This window comes from Rhodopila sp. (assembly GCF_965277165.1).
In the GTDB taxonomy this organism is placed as follows: domain Bacteria; phylum Pseudomonadota; class Alphaproteobacteria; order Acetobacterales; family Acetobacteraceae; genus Rhodopila.
In genome coordinates this window covers 2,757,304-2,777,830 of sequence record NZ_CBDICE010000006.1, presented here as the reverse complement: position 1 = coordinate 2,777,830, position 20,527 = coordinate 2,757,304, and the positions used below count along the sequence as shown (strand labels likewise).

Below are 20,527 nucleotides of genomic sequence, written 5' to 3'. Positions count from 1 at the left end.
GTGGAGGCGGTGCTTTTCCTGGCGATGTTCTTCGGCCTGCTGGCGGCCGGGATGCCGATCTTCCTGGTGCTGGGGGCGTGCGCGGCGGTGCTGTACCTGGTGTCCGGCCAGCCGATGATCGGCGTGGCTCAGGTGATCATCGACGACCTGAACTCGTCTACTCTTATGTCGTTGCCGCTGTTCGTCATGGCGGCGGCGTTCATGCGCCAGGGTGGCGTGGCGAAGGCGCTGGTCGACGTGTCGGCGGCGTGGCTGGGCGGCATCAGGGGGTCGCTGGGCCTGGTGACGGTGGTGGCCTGCACGCTGTTCGCGGCGATCTGCGGATCGTCGGTCGCGACGGCGCTGGCGATGGGCACGATCCTGCTGCCGGCGATGATCGAGAAGGGTTATCCTCGGTCGTTCGCGCTGGGGGTGATCGGCGCGTCCGGCACCATCGGCATTGTCATCCCGCCCAGCCTGGCGTTGATCCTGTATGGGATCGTGGCCGAGCAGTCGGTGCCGCGGCTGTTCCTGGCGGGGATCCTGCCGGGACTGCTGCAGGCGTCGGCGTTCTTCGCCTGGGTGTGGTATGACGCGCGCCGGCGCAACTTTCCGCGCGAGCCATCGCTGCCGGTGGGTGATCGGTTGTTGGTGACGCTGCGGGCGTTGCCGGCGCTGGCGGTGCCGGCAGTAGTGCTGGTGGGCATTTACGGCGGTCTGGTGACCGTCACCGAGGCCGCGGCGCTGGCTGCTGTGGCTGCCTTGCTGGTGAGCCTGGTGTTCTATCGCGGGTTCCGCGTCAGCCAGACGCTGTCGGTGATCGCGGACGCGCTGCGCAGTGCCGGAACGATCATGCTGATCGTGGCGACCGCGTTGGCGTTTGGCCACTGGATGACCGAGTCGGGCGCTCCGGCGCAGTTGGTGAACTGGGTGGTGGCGCACAACTTGCCCACTTGGCTGTTCCTGCTGTCGATCAATGTGCTGCTGCTGGTGCTGGGGTGCTTCCTGGAGGTGGTGGCGGCGCTGCTGCTGGTGATTCCGATCCTGGCGCCGGCGCTGAAGCCGCTGGGCGTCGATCCGGTGCATTTTTCCATCATCTTCACCCACAATATGGAGATCGCGCTGATCCACCCTCCGGTCGGGTTGAACCTGTATGTGCTGTCGACGATCTCGGATGCGCCGATCGGCGAAGTTATCAGGGGCATCCTGCCGTTCCTGATCCTGCTGCTGATCGTGTTGGGAATCATCACCTATGTGCCGGCGCTGACCATGTGGCTGCCCGGGGTGGTATATGGCAACTGAGGGCGACGATGCTGCTTCGCCACTGTTCGCGGCCAAGGACCACGCCGCGGCGTCGCTGTTCCAGCCCGAGAACCTGCTGCGCGAGGCTCGGCGGCAGAAGAGCATCCCCCCTGGCAACGTCCCCGCGATCTGCGTGCTGGACCCGGACGGCGACATCGTGCGCGCCGTCCGGGCCGACGGGCAGGCAAGGCGAAGCCCGTTTTGGGCCTGCTACCACACCGAGATGTATGACGTTGACCACGACGGCGAGACCCTGGGCATCGTCGGCTGCGCGGTTGGCGCGCCGTTCGCGGTTCTTTTGGCGGAGCAAATGTTCGCCAGCGGTTGCCGGTTGCTGATCAGCGTCACCTCATCGGGGCGGATCGGCGACGCGGTGCCGAACGGCGGCTTCATTCTGATCGACCGGGCGTTGCGCGATGAGGGCACCAGCCTGCACTACCGGCCGCCCGAGCGCTTCGCCGTCGCCGATCCCGCGCTGATCGGCCGGATCGACGCCGCCCTGGCACGGCATCGGCCGAAGGTCTCGCGGGGCGCCACCTGGACCACCGATGCGCCGTTCCGGGAAACCGATACCGCCATCGAGGCGGCCAGGGCGCTCGGTATCCAGGCGGTGGAGATGGAGGCGGCGGCGCTGTATAGCTTCGCGGCGGCGCGCCGGTGCGCGGTGGTCTGCTTCGCTCATCTGACCAACCAGATGGCCAGGGTTGACGGTGACTTCGAGAAGGGCGAAGCCAACGGCGCACGCGAGGCGCTCAATCTGATTGCGGCAACCGCGCGGGCCTGGCGGAGCGAACGATGAAAACCGAACCCAACATCGCTACCGACACGATCGCGTTTCTGACCAAACCCGACTGGCCGACTGCGGTTTACTGGATCGCGCTACTGGCCAGCATCTTCATCGCGGTGCGCGCATGGCGGGACGACCCCGGCCAGCGCGGCTTCCACGCTGCTGGCATCTGGGCATTGCGGGTGCTGATCGGCACCATGTGGTGGCAGGGATCTCTGTGGAAGATCCCGCCCAACTATGCTGGCCTGCTTTACTTCATGAAAGAGGTCGTCGATCACGCCGCCATCCCGCTGCAGAGGACGCTCTACGCCAACCTTTTCATCCCGAATATCAACCTGTTCGGTCCGCTGATCTATCTCACCGAGGCCGTCATCGCACTGTCGCTGATCGTTGGGGTGTTCACCCGCTGGTTCGCGTTGCTGGGCCTGCTGATGGCGGGCAATCTTTGGCTCGGGTTGTATTCGGCGCCGGGCGAGTGGCCGTGGACGTATGGCTACCTGATGGTGATCCAGGCGCTGTTCATCCTCGATCCGCCGGGGCGCTGCCTGGGGCTGGATGCGCGTTGGACAGACGGCTCTAGCCATGATCGCGCACGGCTTGGACCGCTAACTACCCGAGCTTGAAGTCGTTCAGGGTGCCGGCCAGAGCCTGGTTTGCGCCCTGGCCGTAGTGCACGCGCAGCAGGTCGTCGGCGCCCGCCGCCACCGTGGTGCCGATCATTGCGCTGAGGTCGTTCGCCAGACCGCCGCCGGCGTGCGCGAGGTCGGTGGTGATCTTGGGGTAGTACAGGCTGGCAATATCCGTCCCCAGCGTGGTTGCGGCCGAGTTGCTGAGCATCGCGGAGGTCAGGGTCTGACCGAGCAACTGACCAAGCTGCGCCTGCGAGATGTCGGTCGCGGTGAAGTCGTTGACCAGCTTGGTGGTGTCGGCGGCGGTGGACTGGTGGGAGACGGTGTCCTTGTAGAACTGCAGGATGTCGGAGCCGATCTGTTTGAGTTGCACGGTCGATGGCGGCGGCGGTGGGTTCACCGTGACCGATGCGGTGCCGGGAGGGGTCGTGGTCTGGCCCGCTGAGTTGGTGTCGGCGATGGTGAAGCTGGTCTTGCCGAATTGGCCGAAGGCGGGGGTGAACTTCAGGGCGTCGATTTCCGTCGTGACCGTGCTCGCCTTGCCGGTCAGGGTGATCGCGCCGTTGCTGGCCTTGCTGCCGTCGGTGGCGGCGCTCGGGTCGGACAACGTGCCGGAGGTGGTGCTGCTGGGGGTGATGGTGACGGTCTCGGTCGGACTGCCGGCGTTGGGATCGGTGATGCTGACGCCGGCGAAGGGCGTCACCGGCGTAAGGCCCGTGCTGGTCTGTGTCTGGTCCGACGCGGGGACTGTGATGGTCGAGGGCTGGTCGGCTGGGCTCGCGGTCACGGATGTCGTGCTGTCCTTGGCGGTCTCGCCAAGCGAGTCCGTGTCGGTGATCGTGAACGTGGTGGTGACTGATTGGTTGGACGCGGCGGGTATGAACACCAGCCCATCCAGAGCGGCCGTGACCGCGGCGGCCGAGCCGGTGATGGTGTAGACGCCGTTGCTGCTGGAACCGCCGTCACCGGCGTTCGGGTCGGACAGCGTGCCGTTGGCGGTGCTGCTGGGCGCTACCGTCACCGTTTCACTCGGTGTCCCGGAATTGGGGTCGGTAACACTGACATGGGCGAACGGATCGATCGGGGTCTTGCCCGTGGTGGCCTGGTTGGCAACGGTGCCTGCGATGACGGGGGCCGATAGCGGGGCGATCGTGACCTCGCCGTTGCCAGCGACCGTGGCGACGCTGACCTGCTGGTTTGTGCCGCTGTCGAAGGACGTGCCGCCGGCGCCACCGAAATTAGATGCGCCTGTGAACTGGCCGCCATTTCCGCCTGTGTAACCACCACCACCGCCGCCGCCGCCATCGGCGATGCCTCCAGCGCCGCCGCCGCCGAAGCCACCGTCACTGTCAAATTGACTGCCGGTACCACTGCCAGTACCACCGGTTGCACCATTCGCGAACGAGCTTCCGCCGCCACCGCCGTTGGACCCATCCCCACTACCGCCAGCGCTGCCGTTTCCCGTGATGCCGCCGCCACCACCGCCGCCGCTGCCGAACTGCTCACCGCTGCCCCCACTTCCGCCGCCACCACTGCTTGTGGCAACGCCACCGCCATTGCCGCCGTTCAAGCCAACTTCATGCGTACCGCCGCCGCCACCACCGGCGATGACCAGAGGTATCGTGGTACTCCCAGCTTCCTCGACCACAAAGCTGCCGCCGCCGCCGCCGCCGGCGAACGTGGCGCTCGTCCCGGCGCCGCCAACGGCGATCTCCAGAACTTCGCCCGCCGTGAGCTGAACCTCGCCACCGATCACGGCGCCGAGGCCGCCTACGCCGTCCGTCGGGCTACCACCACTATTACCGCCGCTCGCGCCGGTGGCGGTGATGTCGTAAAGACCGCTGGTCTGCACTTGGTAGCTGACGATACTGCCGGTGTTGGTGAAGGTTTGGGTAGTGCCGCTTATCGAGCCGGACATGCTTAATCCTCCTTGGGACGTTGTCTCTCTCGGCGCGACCGGCCGTGCCGTCCTGGCAGACTTGTCGGTTGCCGAGTCTAGGCGGATGCCGCGCGGGTCTGAGCGTGTTGGGTTTCTACGTGTGACCGCCCTGAGCGGGTCCGGTGACTGAACAGCGGGCGGCGGCAACCCAAATACCGCGGGCTGGATGGAAGTTCATCCGCTATTCGCCTTGTTCGCCGCGCTGGACGCCAATACTGTCCATCGGCTGCGAAATCTGTATATTCTACTTGGTCCAGTTGTGAGCTCTGTGGGAGACCTTCGATGAGGCCCGCACTTCTCGACGCGATGCGTGTGGTTGAAATTCGCAAGTCCGACCTGGTTCGGTGTCAGGCGGAGGCATGCAACTACGGCCCTATGCTCTACCGGCTGCGTGAACCGCAACGCGTCGAGTCCTCCGATGAGACCCTGAGCAAGATTGGCGACAGTGCGATGGGTCCTCTCATGCTGTCCTGCGTCAGCGAACGTTTCGGCACCGAGGTCACCTTCCAAGAGGCGCATCCATACTCCTTTTGCGTCATGGCGGTGCTGCAAGGGGCGGTGCACTACCGGTCCTTCGGATCGGAAACGGCAATCACGGCCATGGCCGGTCATCTGCTGCTGGGCCAGACCAAACCCGGCGCCCAGGCGCTGACCGCGGATGGCAGCGAGCGGCTGAACCTTTGGATCAACCGGCGATCGCTGGTCCGTTGTCTGGAGGCAATGCTGGACCGGCCGCTGGATGCGCCACTGACCTTCGTGCCGGAGCAGGCGTGGCCTCGGGGTACCGCCGCCAGTCTGAACCGGCTGGTGCGCTACGTCGCGGACGAGCTGACCGACCCGTATTCGTTGTTCGCGGGCGGCGTTGGTGTCGCCGGGTTTGAGGACCTGGTCATTCGGACAATACTGGAAGGCACGATCCACAGCTACACCGAGCCTCTCGTTCGGGCGCCGAGCGTGGCGCCGCCCCACGCCGTGCGGCGAGCGACGGAGTTCATGCGAGAGAACCTCTTGCAGCCGCTCACGGTAGAGGACATCGCGCAGGCCACAGGTTGCTCTGCTCGTGCCCTTGCGGCGGCCTTTCGGTCGCAATGCGGACAGACTGTGACGTCGGTCTTGCGCGAGCTCAGGTTGGAGGCTGCTCGCACAGCGCTTCTGGCGGGAGACGTTGCGATCGGCGCCGTATGCGCTCGTTTCGGCTTCAGTAATGCTGGCCGGTTCGCCGCGTTATATCGCGAACGCTTTGGGGCGTTGCCGCTTCACACACGGAATGAGCGACGGTGATTGAGTCAGGCCAACGCCGGCTGGCCACCCATGATAGCAATGGCCGACCCCTTCGACGGGCTTCCTACGTGTCAGGTCATTAGTTGTGGTATCCATCAAGTCGAGTTTGCCGGGCGCATTCCCGCGGATTATGTCATCCTTGATCGAAGTAACGGCCTGCCAGAGCCCGCCCCAGGGAGACGCCGCCATGAACAGTCCCTATGCTGACCTGCCGAAGAACCAGGCGAATTACGCCGCGCTGACGCCGCTGACGTTCATCGAGCGCGCCGCCTACGTCTATCCCGACCGACTGGCGGTGGTGCATGGGGATCAACGCTGGACCTGGAAGCAGACCTACAGCCGCTGCCGCCGGCTGGCCTCGGCGCTGGCGCGGCGCGGTGTCGGCAAGAACGATACCGTCGCGGTCATCGCGCCCAACACGCCGCCGATGTATGAGGCGGCATTCGGAGTGCCGATGTGCGGCGCGGTGCTGAACACGCTGAACACCCGCCTCGATGCACAGGCGATCGCCTTCCAGCTTCGCCACGGCGGCGCCAAGGTGCTGCTGACCGATGGCGAATTTTCCCCGGTCATCGAAGCCGCCCTGGCGCTGCTCGACGTCAAGCCCTTGGTCATCGACCTCGACGATCCGGCCTGGCCCGAGGGCAAGCGGCTTGGCGACACCGAATACGAAACGTTCCTGGCCGAGGGCGACCCCGACTACGCTTGGGCGAACCCGGCCGACGAATGGGATGCGATCGCGCTGAACTACACCTCGGGCACCACCGGCGATCCGAAGGGGGTGGTCACCCACCATCGCGGCGCGCATCTGAACGCGATCAGCAACGTGCTGAACTGGGGGATGCCGCATTATCCGGTGTATCTGTGGACGCTGCCGATGTTTCACTGCAACGGCTGGTGCTTTCCATGGACGATCGCCGAACGGGCCGGGGTGAATGTCTGTCTGCGCCGGGTCGAGGCGAAGCCGATGCTGGATGCGATCCGCGAGCATGGGGTGACGCATATGTGTGGGGCGCCGATCGTTTACTCGATGCTGATCAACGCCCCGGCCGCGTTGCGCGCGGGGATCGGTCACCGCATCGCCGGTCAGGTGGCTGGCGCCGCGCCGCCCGCGGCGATCATGGAGGGGGCCGAGCAGATCGGCATCGAACTGACCCACGTGTATGGGTTGACCGAGGTGTACGGGCCGGCCGGGGTGTGCTCGAAGCACCAATCCTGGAGCGAGATGCCGATCGAGGGGCGGGCCGAACGCAACGGACGGCAGGGGGTGCGCACGCCGTTGCAAGAGGCGATGACGGTGCTGGATCCGGTGACGATGCAGCCGGTTCCGTGGGATGGCGAAACGATGGGCGAGATCATGTTTCGCGGCAATATCACGATGAAGGGCTATCTGGACAATCCCGACGCCACGGAGCAGGCGTTCGCCGGCGGCTGGTTCCATACCGGGGACCTGGCGGTGACGCAGCCGGACGGCTACGTGAAGATCCGCGATCGATCGAAGGATGTCATCATCTCGGGCGGCGAGAATATTTCCTCGATCGAAGTCGAGGAGACCTTGTATCGCCATCCTGCGGTGCTGAGTGCCGCCGTGGTGGCGCAGCCCGACGAAAAATGGGGCGAGACGCCGTGCGCGTTCGTCGAACTGAAGCCCGGCGCGTCGGTGACGGCCGAGCAATTGGGCGATTTCTGCCGCCAGCATATGGCTCGGTTCAAGGTGCCGAAAACGTTTGTGTTCCGGGAGATCCCCAAGACCTCGACCGGAAAGATCCAGAAGTTCGCGCTGCGCCAACTGGCCCGGTCGGCGGCGGCGATCGAGTAGATTGGGTCACGCCGGCAACGAGTCCCGCACGGTCCTGGCAACCGCGGCGATCGTTCTGTCACTGCTATCCGAACCGGATTTGGTGTCGGTCAGGTAGACGCAGACGATCAGCGGCTTGCGGTCGGGTGGCCAGATCACCGCGATATCATTGCTGGTGCCAAACCCGCCGCTGCCGGTCTTGTCGCCCACCCGCCAGTCCTCGGGTAGCCCGGCCCGCAGCTTCGCCCCGCCGGTTTGATTGGCAACCAGCCAGGCCGCGAACTGGTCACGCGAGGCTCGCGACAGGCTGTCCCCGGTGACCAGCATGCGCAGATTGGCCGCCATCGCGACTGGGGTGGTGGTATCGCGGACATCGCCTGGCTGGGCCTCGTTCAAAGCGGTTTCGATCCGGTCGAGCCGGGTCACCGGATCGCCCAGCGATCGCGCGAACGCGGTTACCGCCGATGGTCCACCGAGGCTCGCCACGATCAGGTTGGCGGCGGTGTTGTCGCTGACAGTCAGCGCCGCTTGGCACAGTTCCGCCAAGGCCATGCCATCGCCGCCGACCCGATTCCTGGTTACCGGGGAATAGGTGACCAGGTCCTTGGCGGAGAACCGGATGCGCCGGTTCAGATTGTCATGGCCGGCATCGACACGTTGCAGTATCGCCCCGCAGCTCAGTACTTTGGCAGTGCTGCACATCGGGAATCGTTCGTTCGCGCGATGGCCGTAGTGCTGCCCGGTCGCAGTGTCGTCAATCGCGACACCCAGGCGTCCGCCACTGCCGTTTTCGATACGGTCGAACGCGGCGGCAACAGCCGGGTCGGCGGCCCTGGCAACGCGCGGGCCAACTGCCAGCAGGGTTGCCAAACCCAGCCAGCGCCGGCGCCCCAGAGGGCGCCTCAGCGTCGGTCGCACGTCAGAGCGCAAGCCTCGGACGCACCCAGGCGGCAAGTTTCGCGATTGCCTCGTCCGCCTCCGGCGCCACGCCGGCGAGGAATTGGAACACGTGCTGCATGTCGGGGAAAACGTCGAGCTTCACCTCGACGTCGGCGCGCTGCAGCGCTTCGGCCAGGCCGCGGCTGTCGTCGAGCAAGGTTTCGTCACCTCCCACCTGGATGTAGGCCGGCGGCAGGCCGCGCAGATCGCCGTGCAGCGGATTGGCCAGCGGGTCGCGCCGGTTCCCATTCTCTCCAAGAAATGTTTTTGCCATTTCCAGCAGCATCTCGTGGGCCACCAGAACGTCTTTCTGCTGGTTGCTTTCGAAGCTGCCGCCGCCGCCTTCCATATCGAGCCACGGTGACAGCGGCATCGTAGCTGCCGGCATCGGAAGGCCTTGCTCGCGCAGCCGCAGCAGGGTTGTTACGGCTAGGCCCCCGCCCGCCGAGTCGCCGATCAGCGCGATATGGTTGGGTCTGATCCCCTGATCGAGCAGCCAGCGATACGCCTTCGCCATATCGTTCACCGGCCCGGGATGGGGATGCTCTGGCGTGCGACCATAATGCACGATCAGCGCGCGGCAGCCGATCATCTTCGCACAATGTCCATACAACTTGCGATGCGTGTACATCGATCCGAAGCAGTATCCGCCACCATGCGCGCACAACAGCACGCGGTCCTGTGCGCTGCCTTTCGGCACCACCCACATCGCCGGTACACCGCCCGCCTCGACCTCGGCGTAATCGATGCTTCCCGGTTCCGCCGTCACGTCGCCCATGTGCTCGAACAGGGCGCGGACCTCGTTCAGCGGCATGTCCGGGCTGGCATCGAGTTCCGCGAGCAATCCCTTGTAAGAGGTAATCAGCCGTTGGCTTTGCTTACTGGCCATGGTTGTTTCTTTCGTTACTGATGATGACCATCAGGCATAGGTGATTCCGCGCACCGGCAGGTCCACCTTGCCGCCGCACTCACGGGCGATCACCGGCATGACGTCCTCGGCGAAGAGCTGCATCTGGTCCTCGATCTCGCGGCCCTCGAAGCCGCCGAGTTCGAACCAGCCGAGGAAGCAGAAATCGTCGTAGCCAATTTCCTGCTTCATCTTCATGATCTTATCGATGACAAACTGCTTCGACCCCTGGATGGCGATCTCGCGCTCGCGTAGCATCTCGGCGGTGACCCGCTTGTTGAGGTCGAACATCGGCTCATCGAGGCGCGCCACGACCGCGCCGAAGCCGAACGGCCCGTAGTAGTCGAATTGCAGTTCCATGGCCCGAGCCGCGCGTTCCATCGCCTGCTTCTCCTTGCCCGGCGTGGTGATGTGGATATAGCGGCTGGTCATGATGCCGCGGCGCTTTTGTGCGTCCCAGCCATATTTGAATTTCCCCCGATTGAGCATGTCGGGCCAGCCGGCTTTCTCCGCCGCTTCGTAGTAGATATCGATATTTTTCTTCAGCCGGTCGTTTGGCTCGACGATCATCACACCGTTAACGCCTTGCTCGGCGGCCCACTTGAGTGATCGAGAACTGGTCACCGGTTCCCAGATCTGCGGATGCGGCTTTTGCACGGGTTGCGGAAACACCTGCAGCTCTTTCAGGGTCGTCGTTGTGGCCTGGACCGGGTTGCCGGCCGAATACATGTCAGGCGCGCCGATCGCGATCACGTCTTCCAGCCGGCGCTCGACCTTGTCCATCTGAAAGTAGGCGATGGTCTGCTTGTGGTTCCATTTGGTGTAGGTCGGCGGGATGGAGAAGTTCTCGCCGCGATGCGCGAATGACGGTTCTGTCCAGCATTTCCGAATGATCGCGACAGCTTCCTCGAACGCCTTGCGGTTGCGCTCCTGGTCCTGGATCGTCGAGCCGAAGGGCCGGCCGAGTGTTTCGTTTTCGCGTGGCTGGTAGCCGCGGCCCATGCCGCATTCCACCCGTCCGCCGCTGATGACATCGAGCTGCGCGATCTGCTCGGCGATACGCACCGGATGGTGCCAGACGACGATGTTGGCGCATTGGCCGAGACGAATGGTCTTGGTCTGGGCGGCGATCGCCATCTGGGTAAATAGCGGGTTCGGGCTCATTTCCGCCCCTTCAGGCTGGAAATGGTGTTCGGTCAGCCAGAACGACTGAAAACCGAGCTTCTCGGCCAGGATGCCTTGGCGGACCTGGTTTATCAGGACTTCCTGCGCCGCCTTGTGCACCTCGGTCAGCGAGCCGTCGTTGACCGCGACCCCGTCCTTGGTGACAACGACGGGAAGACTGGACGCGCCATTATGGAATACGCCGATCTCGAACATTTTGTTCCTCCCTGGACCATTTTGGCCTCTGTTGTCGCAACGCTCCGCCGCCGACCGGCGGACTGACGATAGGGAAACGCCACGAGCAGGCTGGCGTGAAAGCCGGGACAGTCACTTCAACGTGTGCCGACTTGGTTTGATCCGTCGCCGCGAAAAACCAACAGTATCGCCATGCTGAGGCTGCTTTGCCGGCGCTTCGGCCAGCGCGGTTGAAGCGGGATGGCGGGCGAACCCGCCCGCCATCAAATCTTCACATCTCATGTGCTGGCGCCGTCATACCACGCATGGCAGCTTTTATCCGCCGCCGGCGCGCTTCGCCGGCTGGCCGCGCGCCTTTGGCAACTGGATGGAAGACCCCTGATGAGCGCTGTCGCCGAGGCCGACCGACCCAACACCCCGCAGGCCAAGTCGGTGCAGGAATATATCGACGAGCGCCCGACATGGCCCGACGGCACCACGCTCAAATCAGCGCCGATGACCGCCATGCAGTGGCGCATCTGGTCGCTTGCCGCGGCGGGCAAATTTTTTGAAGGCTTCGTCGTGTTCATGACCGGTGTCGCGCTGCCGCTGATCGTGCGGGAGTTTCATATCGGCGCCGCCGAGAAGGGCATCGTCAGCGCCGCCAGCCTCGCTGGCATTCTGGTCGGCGCGGTGCTGTTGGGTGGCTTGTCAGACTATTTCGGTCGCAAAAGAATGTTCATCGCCGAGATGGTGCTGTTCTGCGCCTTCCTCGGCCTGCTGTTGCTGTGCCAGAATTTCCTTTCATTGGCGATCTGTCTATTTGGCCTCGGCATGGCGCTGGGCTGCGACTATCCCACCGCGCACATGATCATCTCCGAGAGCATCCCTAGCCTGGCCCGAGGCAAACTGGTGCTTGGCGCCTTCGCTTTTCAGGCGATCGGGGCGCTGGCCGGCACCGGCGTCGGCTGCCTGGTGCTTGTCCTGGTGCCCGACCTCAGCGCCTGGCGCTGGATGTTCGCCACCGCGATTATCCCGGCGCTGCTGGTCACCCTGGGACGCTTCTTCATCACCGAAAGCCCGAACTGGCTGTCCGCCCGAGGCCAGCACGACAGAGCCGAGGCCGCGGTCACAAGGCTGCTGGTGCGCACACCGCAATATCCATCGAACATTACGCTGACGCGCCAAGGCGTCGCCTCGGGTCACGCAAAGCCGTCGTTTGGTGCGCTGTTCAGCCAAAGCAACCTGCGCGCGACGATCTTCGCCTCGGTGCCGTGGTTTCTGCAGGATCTTGGCACATACGGCATCGGCATTTTCACGCCGACGATCCTGGCCGCGGCGCTGGGCGGGGGGGCCGACCACATCCGCAGCGTGAGCGACCTGATCACCGATGGCATCCTGGCGGCCAAGGGCGCCGCGCTGATCACCTTCCTGCTGATCGTCGGCATCGCCTTCGCCGTGGTCCTGGCAGACCGGCTGGGACGCATCAAGCTACAGATCGGCGGCTTCATCGGCTGCGCCCTCGGCCTGCTGCTGGCCTCGTTCTCGATCGACTTCGAGGGATCGAGCAAGATCCTGCTCATTTTCGCCGGCTTCATGACGTTCAACTTCATGACCAATATCGGTCCGAACGCGCAGACCTACCTGCTGGCGGGTGAGGTGTTTCCGACCGCGGTTCGCGGCATGGGCGCAGGGTTTGCCGCCGCGTTCGCCAAGATCGGTGCGGTGGCCACGGCGTTCCTGTTCCCCATCTTGCTGGTCGCGATCGGAACCCGGGCGTTGCTGTATGGCCTGGTGGTCACCTCGATCCTGGGCGCGATCGTGACCTGGATCTACCGGATCGAAACGACCGGGGTGAATCTGGACGAAATCGGCCGATGACGTTGATCAGGACAGCCTCGCGCGTTCGCCGCCGGACTTGTGGCTGGGGCGCCGCCGTCGTGCTGGCGGGCCTTGTCGCGGCGGTGCCGGCTTCGGCGGCTGACACAGGTTTGAAGGAGACCGGATCGACCCTGCTGTTTCCGCTTTTCCAGCTCTGGGTCTCCGGCTACAGCGCCATCCGGCCGGAGGTGAAAATCGATGTCACCGCCAGCAATTCGGGCGAGGGGATCAAGTCGGCGATCGCGGGCACCGTCCAGATCGGCGCATCGGACGCCTATATGTCGGACGAAGAGGCTGAGCGAAATCGCGACATCATCAGCGTTCCGCTGGCGATCTCGGCGCAGACGGTGAACTACAACATCCCGGGCCTCGGTGGCGCCGGGTTACAATTGGACGGGCCGGTGCTTGCGGGCATCTACGATGGTAGTATTCGCCAGTGGAACGACCCCATGATCGTTGCGCTCAATCCGGGGATCAGCCTGCCATCGAACCCGATCGTGCCGATCCGGCGCGACGACCCTTCGGGCGACACCTTCATGTTCACCCAGTTTCTGGATTTCTCGAACCAGCGCTGGGAGAATTCGGTGGGGTACGGCACCACGATCGAGTGGCCGACGGTGCCTGGGGAGCGCGGTGCCACCGGCAACGACGGCATGGCCAAGGCGATCGCCGCCACGCCGTATTCGATTGGATATATCGGCATCAGCGTCAGCCGCCATGCGGCCTTGGGCACCGCGCGGCTGAAGAACCAGAGCGGCAAGTTTCTGCTACCGACAGCGCAGACGATAAGCGCCGCCGCGTCGGTGCTGGATCCGCGCACTCCGGCGGATGAACGGCTGAGCCTGGTCGATGCGCCCGGCGAGCAGTCCTATCCGCTGATCAACTATGAATACGCGGTGCTATCGACCCGGCAACCCAACAACGAGATCGCGGCGTCGATCCGCGATTTCCTGTTGTGGTCGATCGCCGTCGATGGTGGCAATGCGGCAAAATACATCGACGCCGTCGGGTTCATCGCGCTGCCGGACTTCATCCGCGCGCTGAGTGAGAAACAGATCGGCCGCATCAAGTAAGCAGGCGCCCGCCCGTCGAGGCGTCGCCCCGACGGGCGGGCGCCTGATCGGGCCGTGGGGCGCTCGCGAGCAGCGTGGTTGGCCCGCAAGCGCCGTTTGGTTCAGGCGGCGATCCGCTGGTGGGCCGGTACCTCCAGCTTGAAGAACCGTGCGGCGTTCAGGCCGAGGATCTTGGCGCGTTGGACGTCGTCGAGGCCGGGCATGGTCCGCTCGATGGCTTCGGCGGAGTGCGGCCAGGTGCCCTCGTGGTGGGGGTAGTCGTTGGCCCAGGCGAAGTTGTCCATCAGGCCGAACCGTTCCGCCAAGGCCAGGCCGACCGGATCCTCCTGGAAGGTGGACAGGCCGTGGGCGCGGTAATAATCACTGGGTAGGCCCTGCAGTTTTGGGCGCACCCACATATGGTGCTTGCGGTAGGCCTCGTCCATCGCGGTCAGCAGCCAGGCCACCCAGCCGATGCCGGCCTCGACGGTGGCGAAGCGGAGTTTCTTGAACCGCTCCAGCACCCCGGACGCGCACAGATTGGCAACCGGTTCGATGGTCGGCGCCAGCGAGTGCGTCACGTAGTTCACCACCGCCCCGCCATTGCCGCGCGCCGCGCGGGGGTCGCGCCCGGTCGAGACATGGAAGGTGATCGGCAGATCGACCTCCTCGATCAGCCGCCACATCGGATCGAAATGCGGCAGGTTGTAGTTGACGTGGTCGACGTCATGCCCGCCCCAGATCGGCTTGCACGGCAGTGACAGCGCGCGGAACCCCAGCTTGGCGACCCGCTCGATCTCCTTAATCGAGCCGTCCAGATCCCCGGTTGCGATCGACGCCACCGGCAGCATTGCGCCCGGATGCGGCCCATACTGCTCCCACGCCCAGTCGTTCCAGACCCGACATTGCGCATTGGCGAACACCGGATCGGGCGTCGCCCACATCGCCAGTCCCTTGTTGGGGAAGATGATCTCCACATCGACGCCGTCGGCGCGGTTGTCGCGGATCCGATCGGCGACGTCGGCGCCGGCCTTGGAGCGCACCCAGTCCTCGCCCTCGAAGCTCATGACCCGCACCTTGTCGGGGCGATAGCCCTCGCAATAGCGCCATTGCACGCCCTGTTCGTCGGTGATGATGCGCGGCACCCGGTCCTTGTATTTCGAGTCGATGCGCTGCTCCCACAGGTCGGGCGGCTCGTTGGCATGGCTGTCGGTCGAGACCATGAAGTATTTCTTCGGGTCGCCGACCCGAGCCGTGCGGTCCCACCCGGAGTGGCCCGGGGTGTCCAGCCGCCACAGGTTCGGGGCGTTGATGGGGATTTCGTTCATCGCGTCACTCCCTTATGTCGTTGAAGGATTTACCGGCTAGTACCATCTTCGTACCATCAGGTAGCTTCAAAGGAAAGGCCCGGCAGCTTGCCTGGCTGTGGCTGCCGTGTCATCCAACCGACCATTTAGCAAAAGGCCAGCACCATGCAGCGCGAAGTTTACATCGTCTCCGGCGTGCGTACCGCGATCGGCGATTTCGGCGGCAGCTTGAAGGAGATTCCGCCGACCGAGCTGGCCGCCTCGGTCGCCCGCGAGGCGCTGTCGCGCGCCGAGGTCGGTGGCGATGAAGTGCAGCACGTGGTTTTCGGCAACGTGGTGCACACGGAGGCAAAGGACATGTATTTGTCGCGTGTCGCGGCGGTGAATGCGGGGATCACCCAGGACGCGCCGGCGCTGACCTTGAACCGGTTGTGCGGGTCGGGGCTGCAGGCGATCGTCTCGGCTGCGCAGGCGGTGACGCTGGGCGACGCCGACATCGCGGTGGCCGGCGGGGCCGAGAGCATGAGCCGGGCCGGCTATCTGGCCAGTGGCATGCGCTGGGGCGCGCGGATGGGCGACAGCGCGATGGTCGACATGATGACCGCGGCGCTGCACGACCCCTTCGAAAACATCCACATGGGCATGACGGCGGAGAATCTGGCGCAATCGCATCAGGTCACCCGCGGCCAGCAGGACGAGTTGGCGCTACGGTCGCATCAGCGCGCCACCCGCGCCATTCAGCAGGGCCGCTTCAGGACTCAGATTCTGCCGGTGGCGTTGAAGACCCGCAAGGGCGAGACGGTGTTCGACACTGATGAGCATGTCCGGACCGACGCCAAGGCGGATGATTTCAGCAAGCTGCGTGCGGTGTTCAAGAAGGATGGCACAGTGACCGCTGGCAATGCCTCGGGCATCAATGACGGGGCGGCGGCGGTGGTGCTGATGGATGGCGACAGTCTGGCTCAGCGCGGGGCGAAGCCGTTGGGCCGGCTGGTGGCTTATGCGCACGCCGGGGTTGATCCCAGGGTGATGGGCATTGGTCCGGTGCCGGCCACGCGCGCCGTTTTGAAGCGCGCCAGGCTGTCACTCGATCAGATGGATGTGATCGAGTCAAACGAGGCGTTTGCGGCGCAGGCGTGCGCCGTAGCCAAGGATCTGGGTTTCGATGCGGAAAAGACTAACCCGAACGGGTCTGGCATTTCGCTGGGTCATCCGGTCGGCGCAACTGGGGCGATCCTGACGGTCAAGGCGTTGTATGAACTTGCCCGCATCGAAGGGCGATATGCGCTGGTGACGATGTGCATCGGCGGCGGTCAGGGGATCGCGGCGATTTTTGAACGGGTGCAGTGAAAGGCAGGCGGGTACGCCCCAGGCTAAATGGCGGAGCCTCCCGTGCGGCTGATGCCGCTCGTGGTTGATTCCGGCCGGGCTGCCAGCAAATCCCGAATCTCGCCCAGCAAAACCTCGGATTTATCGGGAGCGGCAACCGCGTCCTGCCGGACGTGCAATCGGGTCAGGGCCTTGACGAGCCAGAACACCGCGAAGCTGACGATCAGGAACTGAATGATTGCATTGATGAACAGGCCGACATTCATGGTCGGCGCACCGGCTTTCTGGGCGTCGGCCAGATTGGCGTAGTGCTGGCCGTTAAGTGCGACGAAGATGTTCGAGAAATCGACGCCTCCCGTCGCCAATCCGAGCAGCGGATTCAAAACGTCCTTCACCAGGCTGCTGACGACGCCAGTGAACGCCGCGCCGATGATGATGCCGACCGCCAGATCGACAACGTTGCCCCGCATGATAAAAGCTCGGAATTCGGACATCCAGGACGGAGCCTTGGGTGCGAGCATAGCGTTCGTTCCTTCAAAATCACTTTGGGCTTATGGCGCTTGCAGGCTGACTTTAAAGGCCGGCAGCGCTGTAACTTCTTGTTTTGTGCCACGGTTTATGCGCGCCTGAACGGCGATCCGACCTCAGTCGTTGCATTGTGCCCGATCTTGCAGCATCTGGCGATGTCCAGAGCCGATGCTCATGGCACCGGGGGGCGCAGTTGCTGTCAGGAACCGCCGGTGATGAAACTTTGCACCAGGCTGCCTGCCACCAGACGCCAGCCGTCGATCAGCACGAAGAATATGAGCTTGAAGGGCAGGGACACGGCACTCGGTGGGAGCATCATCATGCCAAGGCTCATGAGCACGCTGGCGACGACGATGTCGATGATCAGGAAAGGCAGGAAGAGGAGGAAACCCATCTCGAAAGCGCGGCGCAACTCGCCGACTATGAATGCCGGCATGAGCGCACGCCATGGCACCGAACTGGCGTCCTGCGCGGGGGGCAGGTGTCCGAGGTCGAGGAAGAAGCGCAGGTCCTCGTCTCTGACATTGTCGGTCATGAAGGTGTGGAAGGGTTCGGTCGCCAGGCGCAGTCCCTCGGTTTCCGAAATGCGGCCCTCGGTCATCGGCTGAATGCCCGTGGTCCAGGCCTGCGTCATGGCGGGCTCCATCACGAAGAAGGATAGGAAGAGTGCCAACCCGATCAGGACGATGTTCGGCGGTGTGCCTTGGGTGCTGAGCGCGCTGCGGAGCAGCGAGAGCACGATGACGATCCTGGTGAAGGATGTGACCATCATCAGCAGGCTGGGAGCCAGCGACAAGACGGTGACCAGGGCGGTAAGTTCCACGATCCGGGCCGTGGCGCCGGCCTGGCCGGCGGTGCCGAGGTCGATGCTGACCGATTGTCCGTGTCCGACTGTAGGAAGCAGCAGCAAAAGCGGGATCAGGACCCATGTGGCAAGCTTCATGGGTCCTGCATCCAGCCGATTACCAGGTCCTGGGCGCCCCCGGTGAGCAACACCACCTGACGTTCTCCGCATTGAAGGAGGTGGACCCGACGACGTGGATCCAGGGCGATTGACTCGCGCAGGATCAGGGTCCGTCCGGGGCCGGACTTTGGCCTCCAGCCGGCGAATTGGAAGAGTTTGGCAGCCGCGCCGATCAGGGCGATGACGCCTATCAGCGCTGCCGCGGCGAGCAGGATGTTTTGCCCGGTCACCGATGCGCCCGGCTTTTCGGGGTCGCAACCGCAAAAATCATGTGGCTCGCGCTGTCGGTGGGCCGATCCTTAGAACGCGGGCGTGCATCTATTTGCATGCACGCATTTGGCGGCGAGAAGATGAACAAATGCTTAAAGAGCGGGATTAACCCTTTATAAAGGTTTTGTCGTCAGATTGGGGTCATGGACCCTACCAGCATTGGATTATTCGACGTGGCCGAGAAACGGCTTGTATGGACGGCGCAGCGCCAAAGTGTGCTGGCGGCGAACATTGCCAATGCCAACACACCAGCCTATCAGGCCCGTGATGTTCAGTCGTTCGAAAGCATGCTGGCAGGTGCCGGGTCGGTTGAGCCAGCGATGACCCAACCGGGACATATGGCAGGGACGGTTCCGACCGGCCTGGCTTCGCTGACCACAAATCCCCCCAGTGCGCGTGCGCTGGATGGCAACTCGGTCTCGTTGGATGAGCAATTGACCAAGGTCGCCGACACGGAGACCACGCAGGCCCTGGTGACGACCATCTGGAAAAAGTATGTGGGGATGTTCAATATGGCTCTAGGTCGGTCGGGCTAGCCATGGCGGGTGATCTGAACCAGGCGCTCGACGTTTCCGCTACGGGAATGGATGCGCAGACCGCGCGCCTTCGTGTCATCGCCGAGAACATCGCCAACCAGGACACCACAGGTTCGTCCCCGGGCGCCGACGCCTATCGGCGCAAGACGGTCACCTTCGAGAGTGCTGTCGACCGCGCGGCTGGGGTAGAGACGGTCAAGGTCAAGAATATCGGCGTCGACGGCAGCGACCTGCCGCTTCGCTACGACCCCGCGAACCCGGCGGCCAATGCACAGGGATACGTCAAGCTACCGAACGTCAATACCTTCATCGAGGTTATGGATATGCGCGAGGCGGAGCGGTCCTACAGCGCCAACCTGTCCGTCATGCAGGCGACACGGAGCATGCTGAACAAGACGATCGATCTACTGAAATGAGCACGATCCCGACCGTCGTCATTACACCGTCCGCCGCGGCCGAGGCTTATAGCCGCAATGCCAGCGGCGCGCCGGCCGCTGGTTCGGCCAGCTTCGGCTCAGTGATGACGCAAGCGCTGGACCAGGCTGTGCAGACGGGGCATGTCGCGGACGATCAGGCGATGAAGGCGATCAGCGGTGGTGGCAACCTTACAGAGGTGGTTGCTGCTCTGTCGCACGCCGAAATGACCCTGCAAACCGCGACGGCGATTCGCGATCGAATGGTGCAAGCCTATCAGGACATCATGAAGATGCCGATCTGAACCATGAGCGGTACAGACGTTGCCGGGCTGATCCATGACTGCATGATCGTGACCATGAAGTTGAGCTTTCCGGTGCTTGGTGTGGCCCTGGTGGTGGGGCTTCTGGTTTCCTTCATTCAAGCGGTCACTCAGATCAATGAATCCACACTGGCGTTTTTGCCGAAGTTGGTCGCGATCGGGCTTGCGCTTGTGCTGCTGGGCCCGTTCATGGCTTCAACGCTCTCGGCATTTTCGCACCGAACGTTCGACCGGATCGTCGCTATCGGTGGGTCGTGAATCTTACCCAGGCTGCACTGTCGGTTTGGGCACCCGCCTTTGTGCTGGTGCTGGCGCGGGTCGGCGCGGCGATGGCGCTGCTGCCTGGCCTTGGCGAGGCAGTCGCGCCGGCGGTGGTGCGCATCGGCCTGGCGCTCAGCATCACAATCCTGCTTCTGCCGGACATCTTGCCAATAATGCCATCGGTTCCGGCAGCGGGTCTGAGTATGGGCTTAATGGTTGCCGGCGAAGTCGTCACGGGGCTGTGGTTCGGCTGGACCGCGCGGATGATTGCTCTGGCGCTGCCAGTTTGCGCGCAGTTCATTGGCTACCTGATTGGGCTGTCAAGCGTTCTACAGCCAGATTCGGAGCTTGGTGCTCAGTCCGGGGCCTTGGGGAAACTGTTCGAGATGGCGGCCCCTGTCTTATTGCTGGTGTCGGGTCTATATAGACTTCCGGTGATCGCCCTGCATGGGTTGTTCGAACTGATCCCGCCGGGCCACATGCTGCCCGTTTCGGATAGCACTGAGTATGTTGTCCGGGCCGTAAGTACAGGGTTTAATTTGGCCCTGCAGCTTGCCTCTCCGTTCGTCGTGGTTGGCATCGTCTGGCAGGTCGCCATGGGGTTGGTCGCTCGTGTCGCATCCCGCATGCAGATCTATTTCATGTCGATGCCCGGGCAGATACTCGCGGGGCTGTCTCTGCTAGTGATCACCGGCAGCGCGATCATCCTCGCGTGGCAAGACGGCGCACAGGCCTATTTCTTAGCACTTCCAGGCGGCCGTTAG

21 protein-coding genes are annotated in these 20,527 nt (G+C 64.0%); 13 read left to right on the top strand and 8 right to left on the bottom strand.

Annotation, left to right across the window (positions count from 1 at the left end; all coding sequences use genetic code 11):
- The 3 genes from ACQY4Y_RS24955 to ACQY4Y_RS24945 are packed head-to-tail and all read left to right on the top strand — an operon-like array spanning position 1 to position 2,691.
- Positions 1 to 1,281, top strand: a complete 1,281-nt coding sequence (locus tag ACQY4Y_RS24955) for a TRAP transporter large permease (protein ID WP_428493264.1) — start codon at positions 1 to 3, stop codon at positions 1,279 to 1,281.
- On the top strand, positions 1,271 to 2,080 hold the full coding sequence (locus ACQY4Y_RS24950) for a nucleoside phosphorylase (RefSeq protein ID WP_428493263.1): 810 nt from the start codon (positions 1,271 to 1,273) through the stop codon (positions 2,078 to 2,080). Before ACQY4Y_RS24955 ends, ACQY4Y_RS24950 begins: the two co-directional genes overlap by 11 nt.
- On the top strand, positions 2,077 to 2,691 hold the full coding sequence (locus ACQY4Y_RS24945; RefSeq protein ID WP_428493262.1) for a hypothetical protein: 615 nt from the start codon (positions 2,077 to 2,079) through the stop codon (positions 2,689 to 2,691). The genes ACQY4Y_RS24950 and ACQY4Y_RS24945 overlap by 4 nt, the downstream gene beginning before the upstream one ends.
- On the opposite strand, the gene ACQY4Y_RS24940 is transcribed toward ACQY4Y_RS24945, so the two are convergent.
- Positions 2,678 to 4,615, bottom strand: coding sequence for a hypothetical protein (locus ACQY4Y_RS24940; protein ID WP_428493261.1), 1,938 nt, complete (start codon positions 4,613 to 4,615; stop codon positions 2,678 to 2,680). The two genes, ACQY4Y_RS24945 and ACQY4Y_RS24940, sit on opposite strands and share 14 nt — an antisense overlap.
- Positions 4,616 to 4,918: 303 nt before the next feature.
- Between ACQY4Y_RS24940 and ACQY4Y_RS24935 the strand changes: the two genes are divergently transcribed.
- Together ACQY4Y_RS24935 and ACQY4Y_RS24930 are read left to right on the top strand one after the other, a co-directional pair.
- Positions 4,919 to 5,917 carry an AraC family transcriptional regulator gene (locus ACQY4Y_RS24935; protein WP_428493260.1) on the top strand — a complete coding sequence of 333 codons (999 nt, stop codon included), beginning with the start codon at positions 4,919 to 4,921 and terminating at the stop codon, positions 5,915 to 5,917.
- A gap of 187 nt (positions 5,918 to 6,104) precedes the next feature.
- Positions 6,105 to 7,736, top strand: coding sequence for an acyl-CoA synthetase (locus ACQY4Y_RS24930; protein ID WP_428493259.1), 1,632 nt, complete (start codon positions 6,105 to 6,107; stop codon positions 7,734 to 7,736).
- 6 nt (positions 7,737 to 7,742) lie between these two features.
- On the opposite strand, the gene bla is transcribed toward ACQY4Y_RS24930, so the two are convergent.
- The 3 genes from bla to ACQY4Y_RS24915 are packed head-to-tail and all read right to left on the bottom strand — an operon-like array spanning position 7,743 to position 10,941.
- Positions 7,743 to 8,591: a class A beta-lactamase gene (bla, locus tag ACQY4Y_RS24925; protein WP_428493713.1), complete on the bottom strand. Its 849-nt coding sequence runs from the start codon at positions 8,589 to 8,591 to the stop codon at positions 7,743 to 7,745.
- 43 nt (positions 8,592 to 8,634) lie between these two features.
- Positions 8,635 to 9,543 carry an alpha/beta hydrolase gene (locus ACQY4Y_RS24920; RefSeq protein ID WP_428493258.1) on the bottom strand — a complete coding sequence of 303 codons (909 nt, stop codon included), beginning with the start codon at positions 9,541 to 9,543 and terminating at the stop codon, positions 8,635 to 8,637.
- A 30-nt stretch (positions 9,544 to 9,573) separates the two neighbouring features.
- Positions 9,574 to 10,941, bottom strand: a complete 1,368-nt coding sequence (locus ACQY4Y_RS24915; RefSeq protein WP_428493257.1) for an LLM class flavin-dependent oxidoreductase — start codon at positions 10,939 to 10,941, stop codon at positions 9,574 to 9,576.
- 360 nt (positions 10,942 to 11,301) lie between these two features.
- Between ACQY4Y_RS24915 and ACQY4Y_RS24910 the strand changes: the two genes are divergently transcribed.
- Positions 11,302 to 12,780 (top strand): MFS transporter, encoded by a 1,479-nt coding sequence (locus tag ACQY4Y_RS24910; RefSeq protein ID WP_428493256.1) that lies wholly within the window; start codon positions 11,302 to 11,304, stop codon positions 12,778 to 12,780.
- A complete protein-coding gene (gene pstS, locus ACQY4Y_RS24905) occupies positions 12,777 to 13,853 on the top strand; it encodes a phosphate ABC transporter substrate-binding protein PstS (RefSeq protein WP_428493255.1) in 1,077 nt (358 codons plus the stop codon). The genes ACQY4Y_RS24910 and pstS overlap by 4 nt, the downstream gene beginning before the upstream one ends.
- A 101-nt stretch (positions 13,854 to 13,954) precedes the next feature.
- On the opposite strand, the gene ACQY4Y_RS24900 is transcribed toward pstS, so the two are convergent.
- Positions 13,955 to 15,160: an amidohydrolase family protein gene (locus ACQY4Y_RS24900; protein ID WP_428493254.1), complete on the bottom strand. Its 1,206-nt coding sequence runs from the start codon at positions 15,158 to 15,160 to the stop codon at positions 13,955 to 13,957.
- A gap of 144 nt (positions 15,161 to 15,304) precedes the next feature.
- Here ACQY4Y_RS24900 and ACQY4Y_RS24895 point away from each other — a divergent pair, with 144 nt between their 5' ends.
- Positions 15,305 to 16,489: an acetyl-CoA C-acyltransferase family protein gene (locus ACQY4Y_RS24895; RefSeq protein WP_428493253.1), complete on the top strand. Its 1,185-nt coding sequence runs from the start codon at positions 15,305 to 15,307 to the stop codon at positions 16,487 to 16,489.
- A 23-nt stretch (positions 16,490 to 16,512) separates the two neighbouring features.
- Here ACQY4Y_RS24895 and mscL read toward each other — a convergent pair whose 3' ends face one another.
- The 3 genes from mscL to ACQY4Y_RS24880 all read right to left on the bottom strand — a co-directional run bounded on the left by mscL (position 16,513) and on the right by ACQY4Y_RS24880 (position 18,190).
- Positions 16,513 to 16,989, bottom strand: a complete 477-nt coding sequence (mscL, locus tag ACQY4Y_RS24890) for a large-conductance mechanosensitive channel protein MscL (protein WP_428493252.1) — start codon at positions 16,987 to 16,989, stop codon at positions 16,513 to 16,515.
- Between the two features lie 206 nt (positions 16,990 to 17,195).
- Complete coding sequence (fliP, locus tag ACQY4Y_RS24885) at positions 17,196 to 17,939, bottom strand: flagellar type III secretion system pore protein FliP (protein WP_428493251.1); 744 nt, start codon at positions 17,937 to 17,939, stop codon at positions 17,196 to 17,198.
- The gene (locus ACQY4Y_RS24880; RefSeq protein ID WP_428493250.1) at positions 17,936 to 18,190 is read right to left on the bottom strand and encodes a hypothetical protein; all 255 of its coding nucleotides are present in this window, start codon (positions 18,188 to 18,190) and stop codon (positions 17,936 to 17,938) included. Before ACQY4Y_RS24880 ends, fliP begins: the two co-directional genes overlap by 4 nt.
- A 213-nt stretch (positions 18,191 to 18,403) precedes the next feature.
- On the opposite strand from ACQY4Y_RS24880, the gene flgB reads away from it, so the two are divergent.
- The 5 genes from flgB to ACQY4Y_RS24855 are packed head-to-tail and all read left to right on the top strand — an operon-like array spanning position 18,404 to position 20,527.
- Positions 18,404 to 18,766 carry a flagellar basal body rod protein FlgB gene (gene flgB / locus ACQY4Y_RS24875; RefSeq protein ID WP_428493249.1) on the top strand — a complete coding sequence of 121 codons (363 nt, stop codon included), beginning with the start codon at positions 18,404 to 18,406 and terminating at the stop codon, positions 18,764 to 18,766.
- A gap of 2 nt (positions 18,767 to 18,768) precedes the next feature.
- A complete protein-coding gene (gene flgC / locus ACQY4Y_RS24870; protein ID WP_428493248.1) occupies positions 18,769 to 19,182 on the top strand; it encodes a flagellar basal body rod protein FlgC in 414 nt (137 codons plus the stop codon).
- A complete protein-coding gene (gene fliE / locus ACQY4Y_RS24865; RefSeq protein WP_428493247.1) occupies positions 19,179 to 19,484 on the top strand; it encodes a flagellar hook-basal body complex protein FliE in 306 nt (101 codons plus the stop codon). The genes flgC and fliE overlap by 4 nt, the downstream gene beginning before the upstream one ends.
- 3 nt (positions 19,485 to 19,487) lie before the next feature.
- A complete protein-coding gene (gene fliQ, locus ACQY4Y_RS24860) occupies positions 19,488 to 19,760 on the top strand; it encodes a flagellar biosynthesis protein FliQ (RefSeq protein ID WP_428493246.1) in 273 nt (90 codons plus the stop codon).
- Positions 19,757 to 20,527: a flagellar biosynthetic protein FliR gene (locus ACQY4Y_RS24855; protein ID WP_428493245.1), complete on the top strand. Its 771-nt coding sequence runs from the start codon at positions 19,757 to 19,759 to the stop codon at positions 20,525 to 20,527. The genes fliQ and ACQY4Y_RS24855 overlap by 4 nt, the downstream gene beginning before the upstream one ends.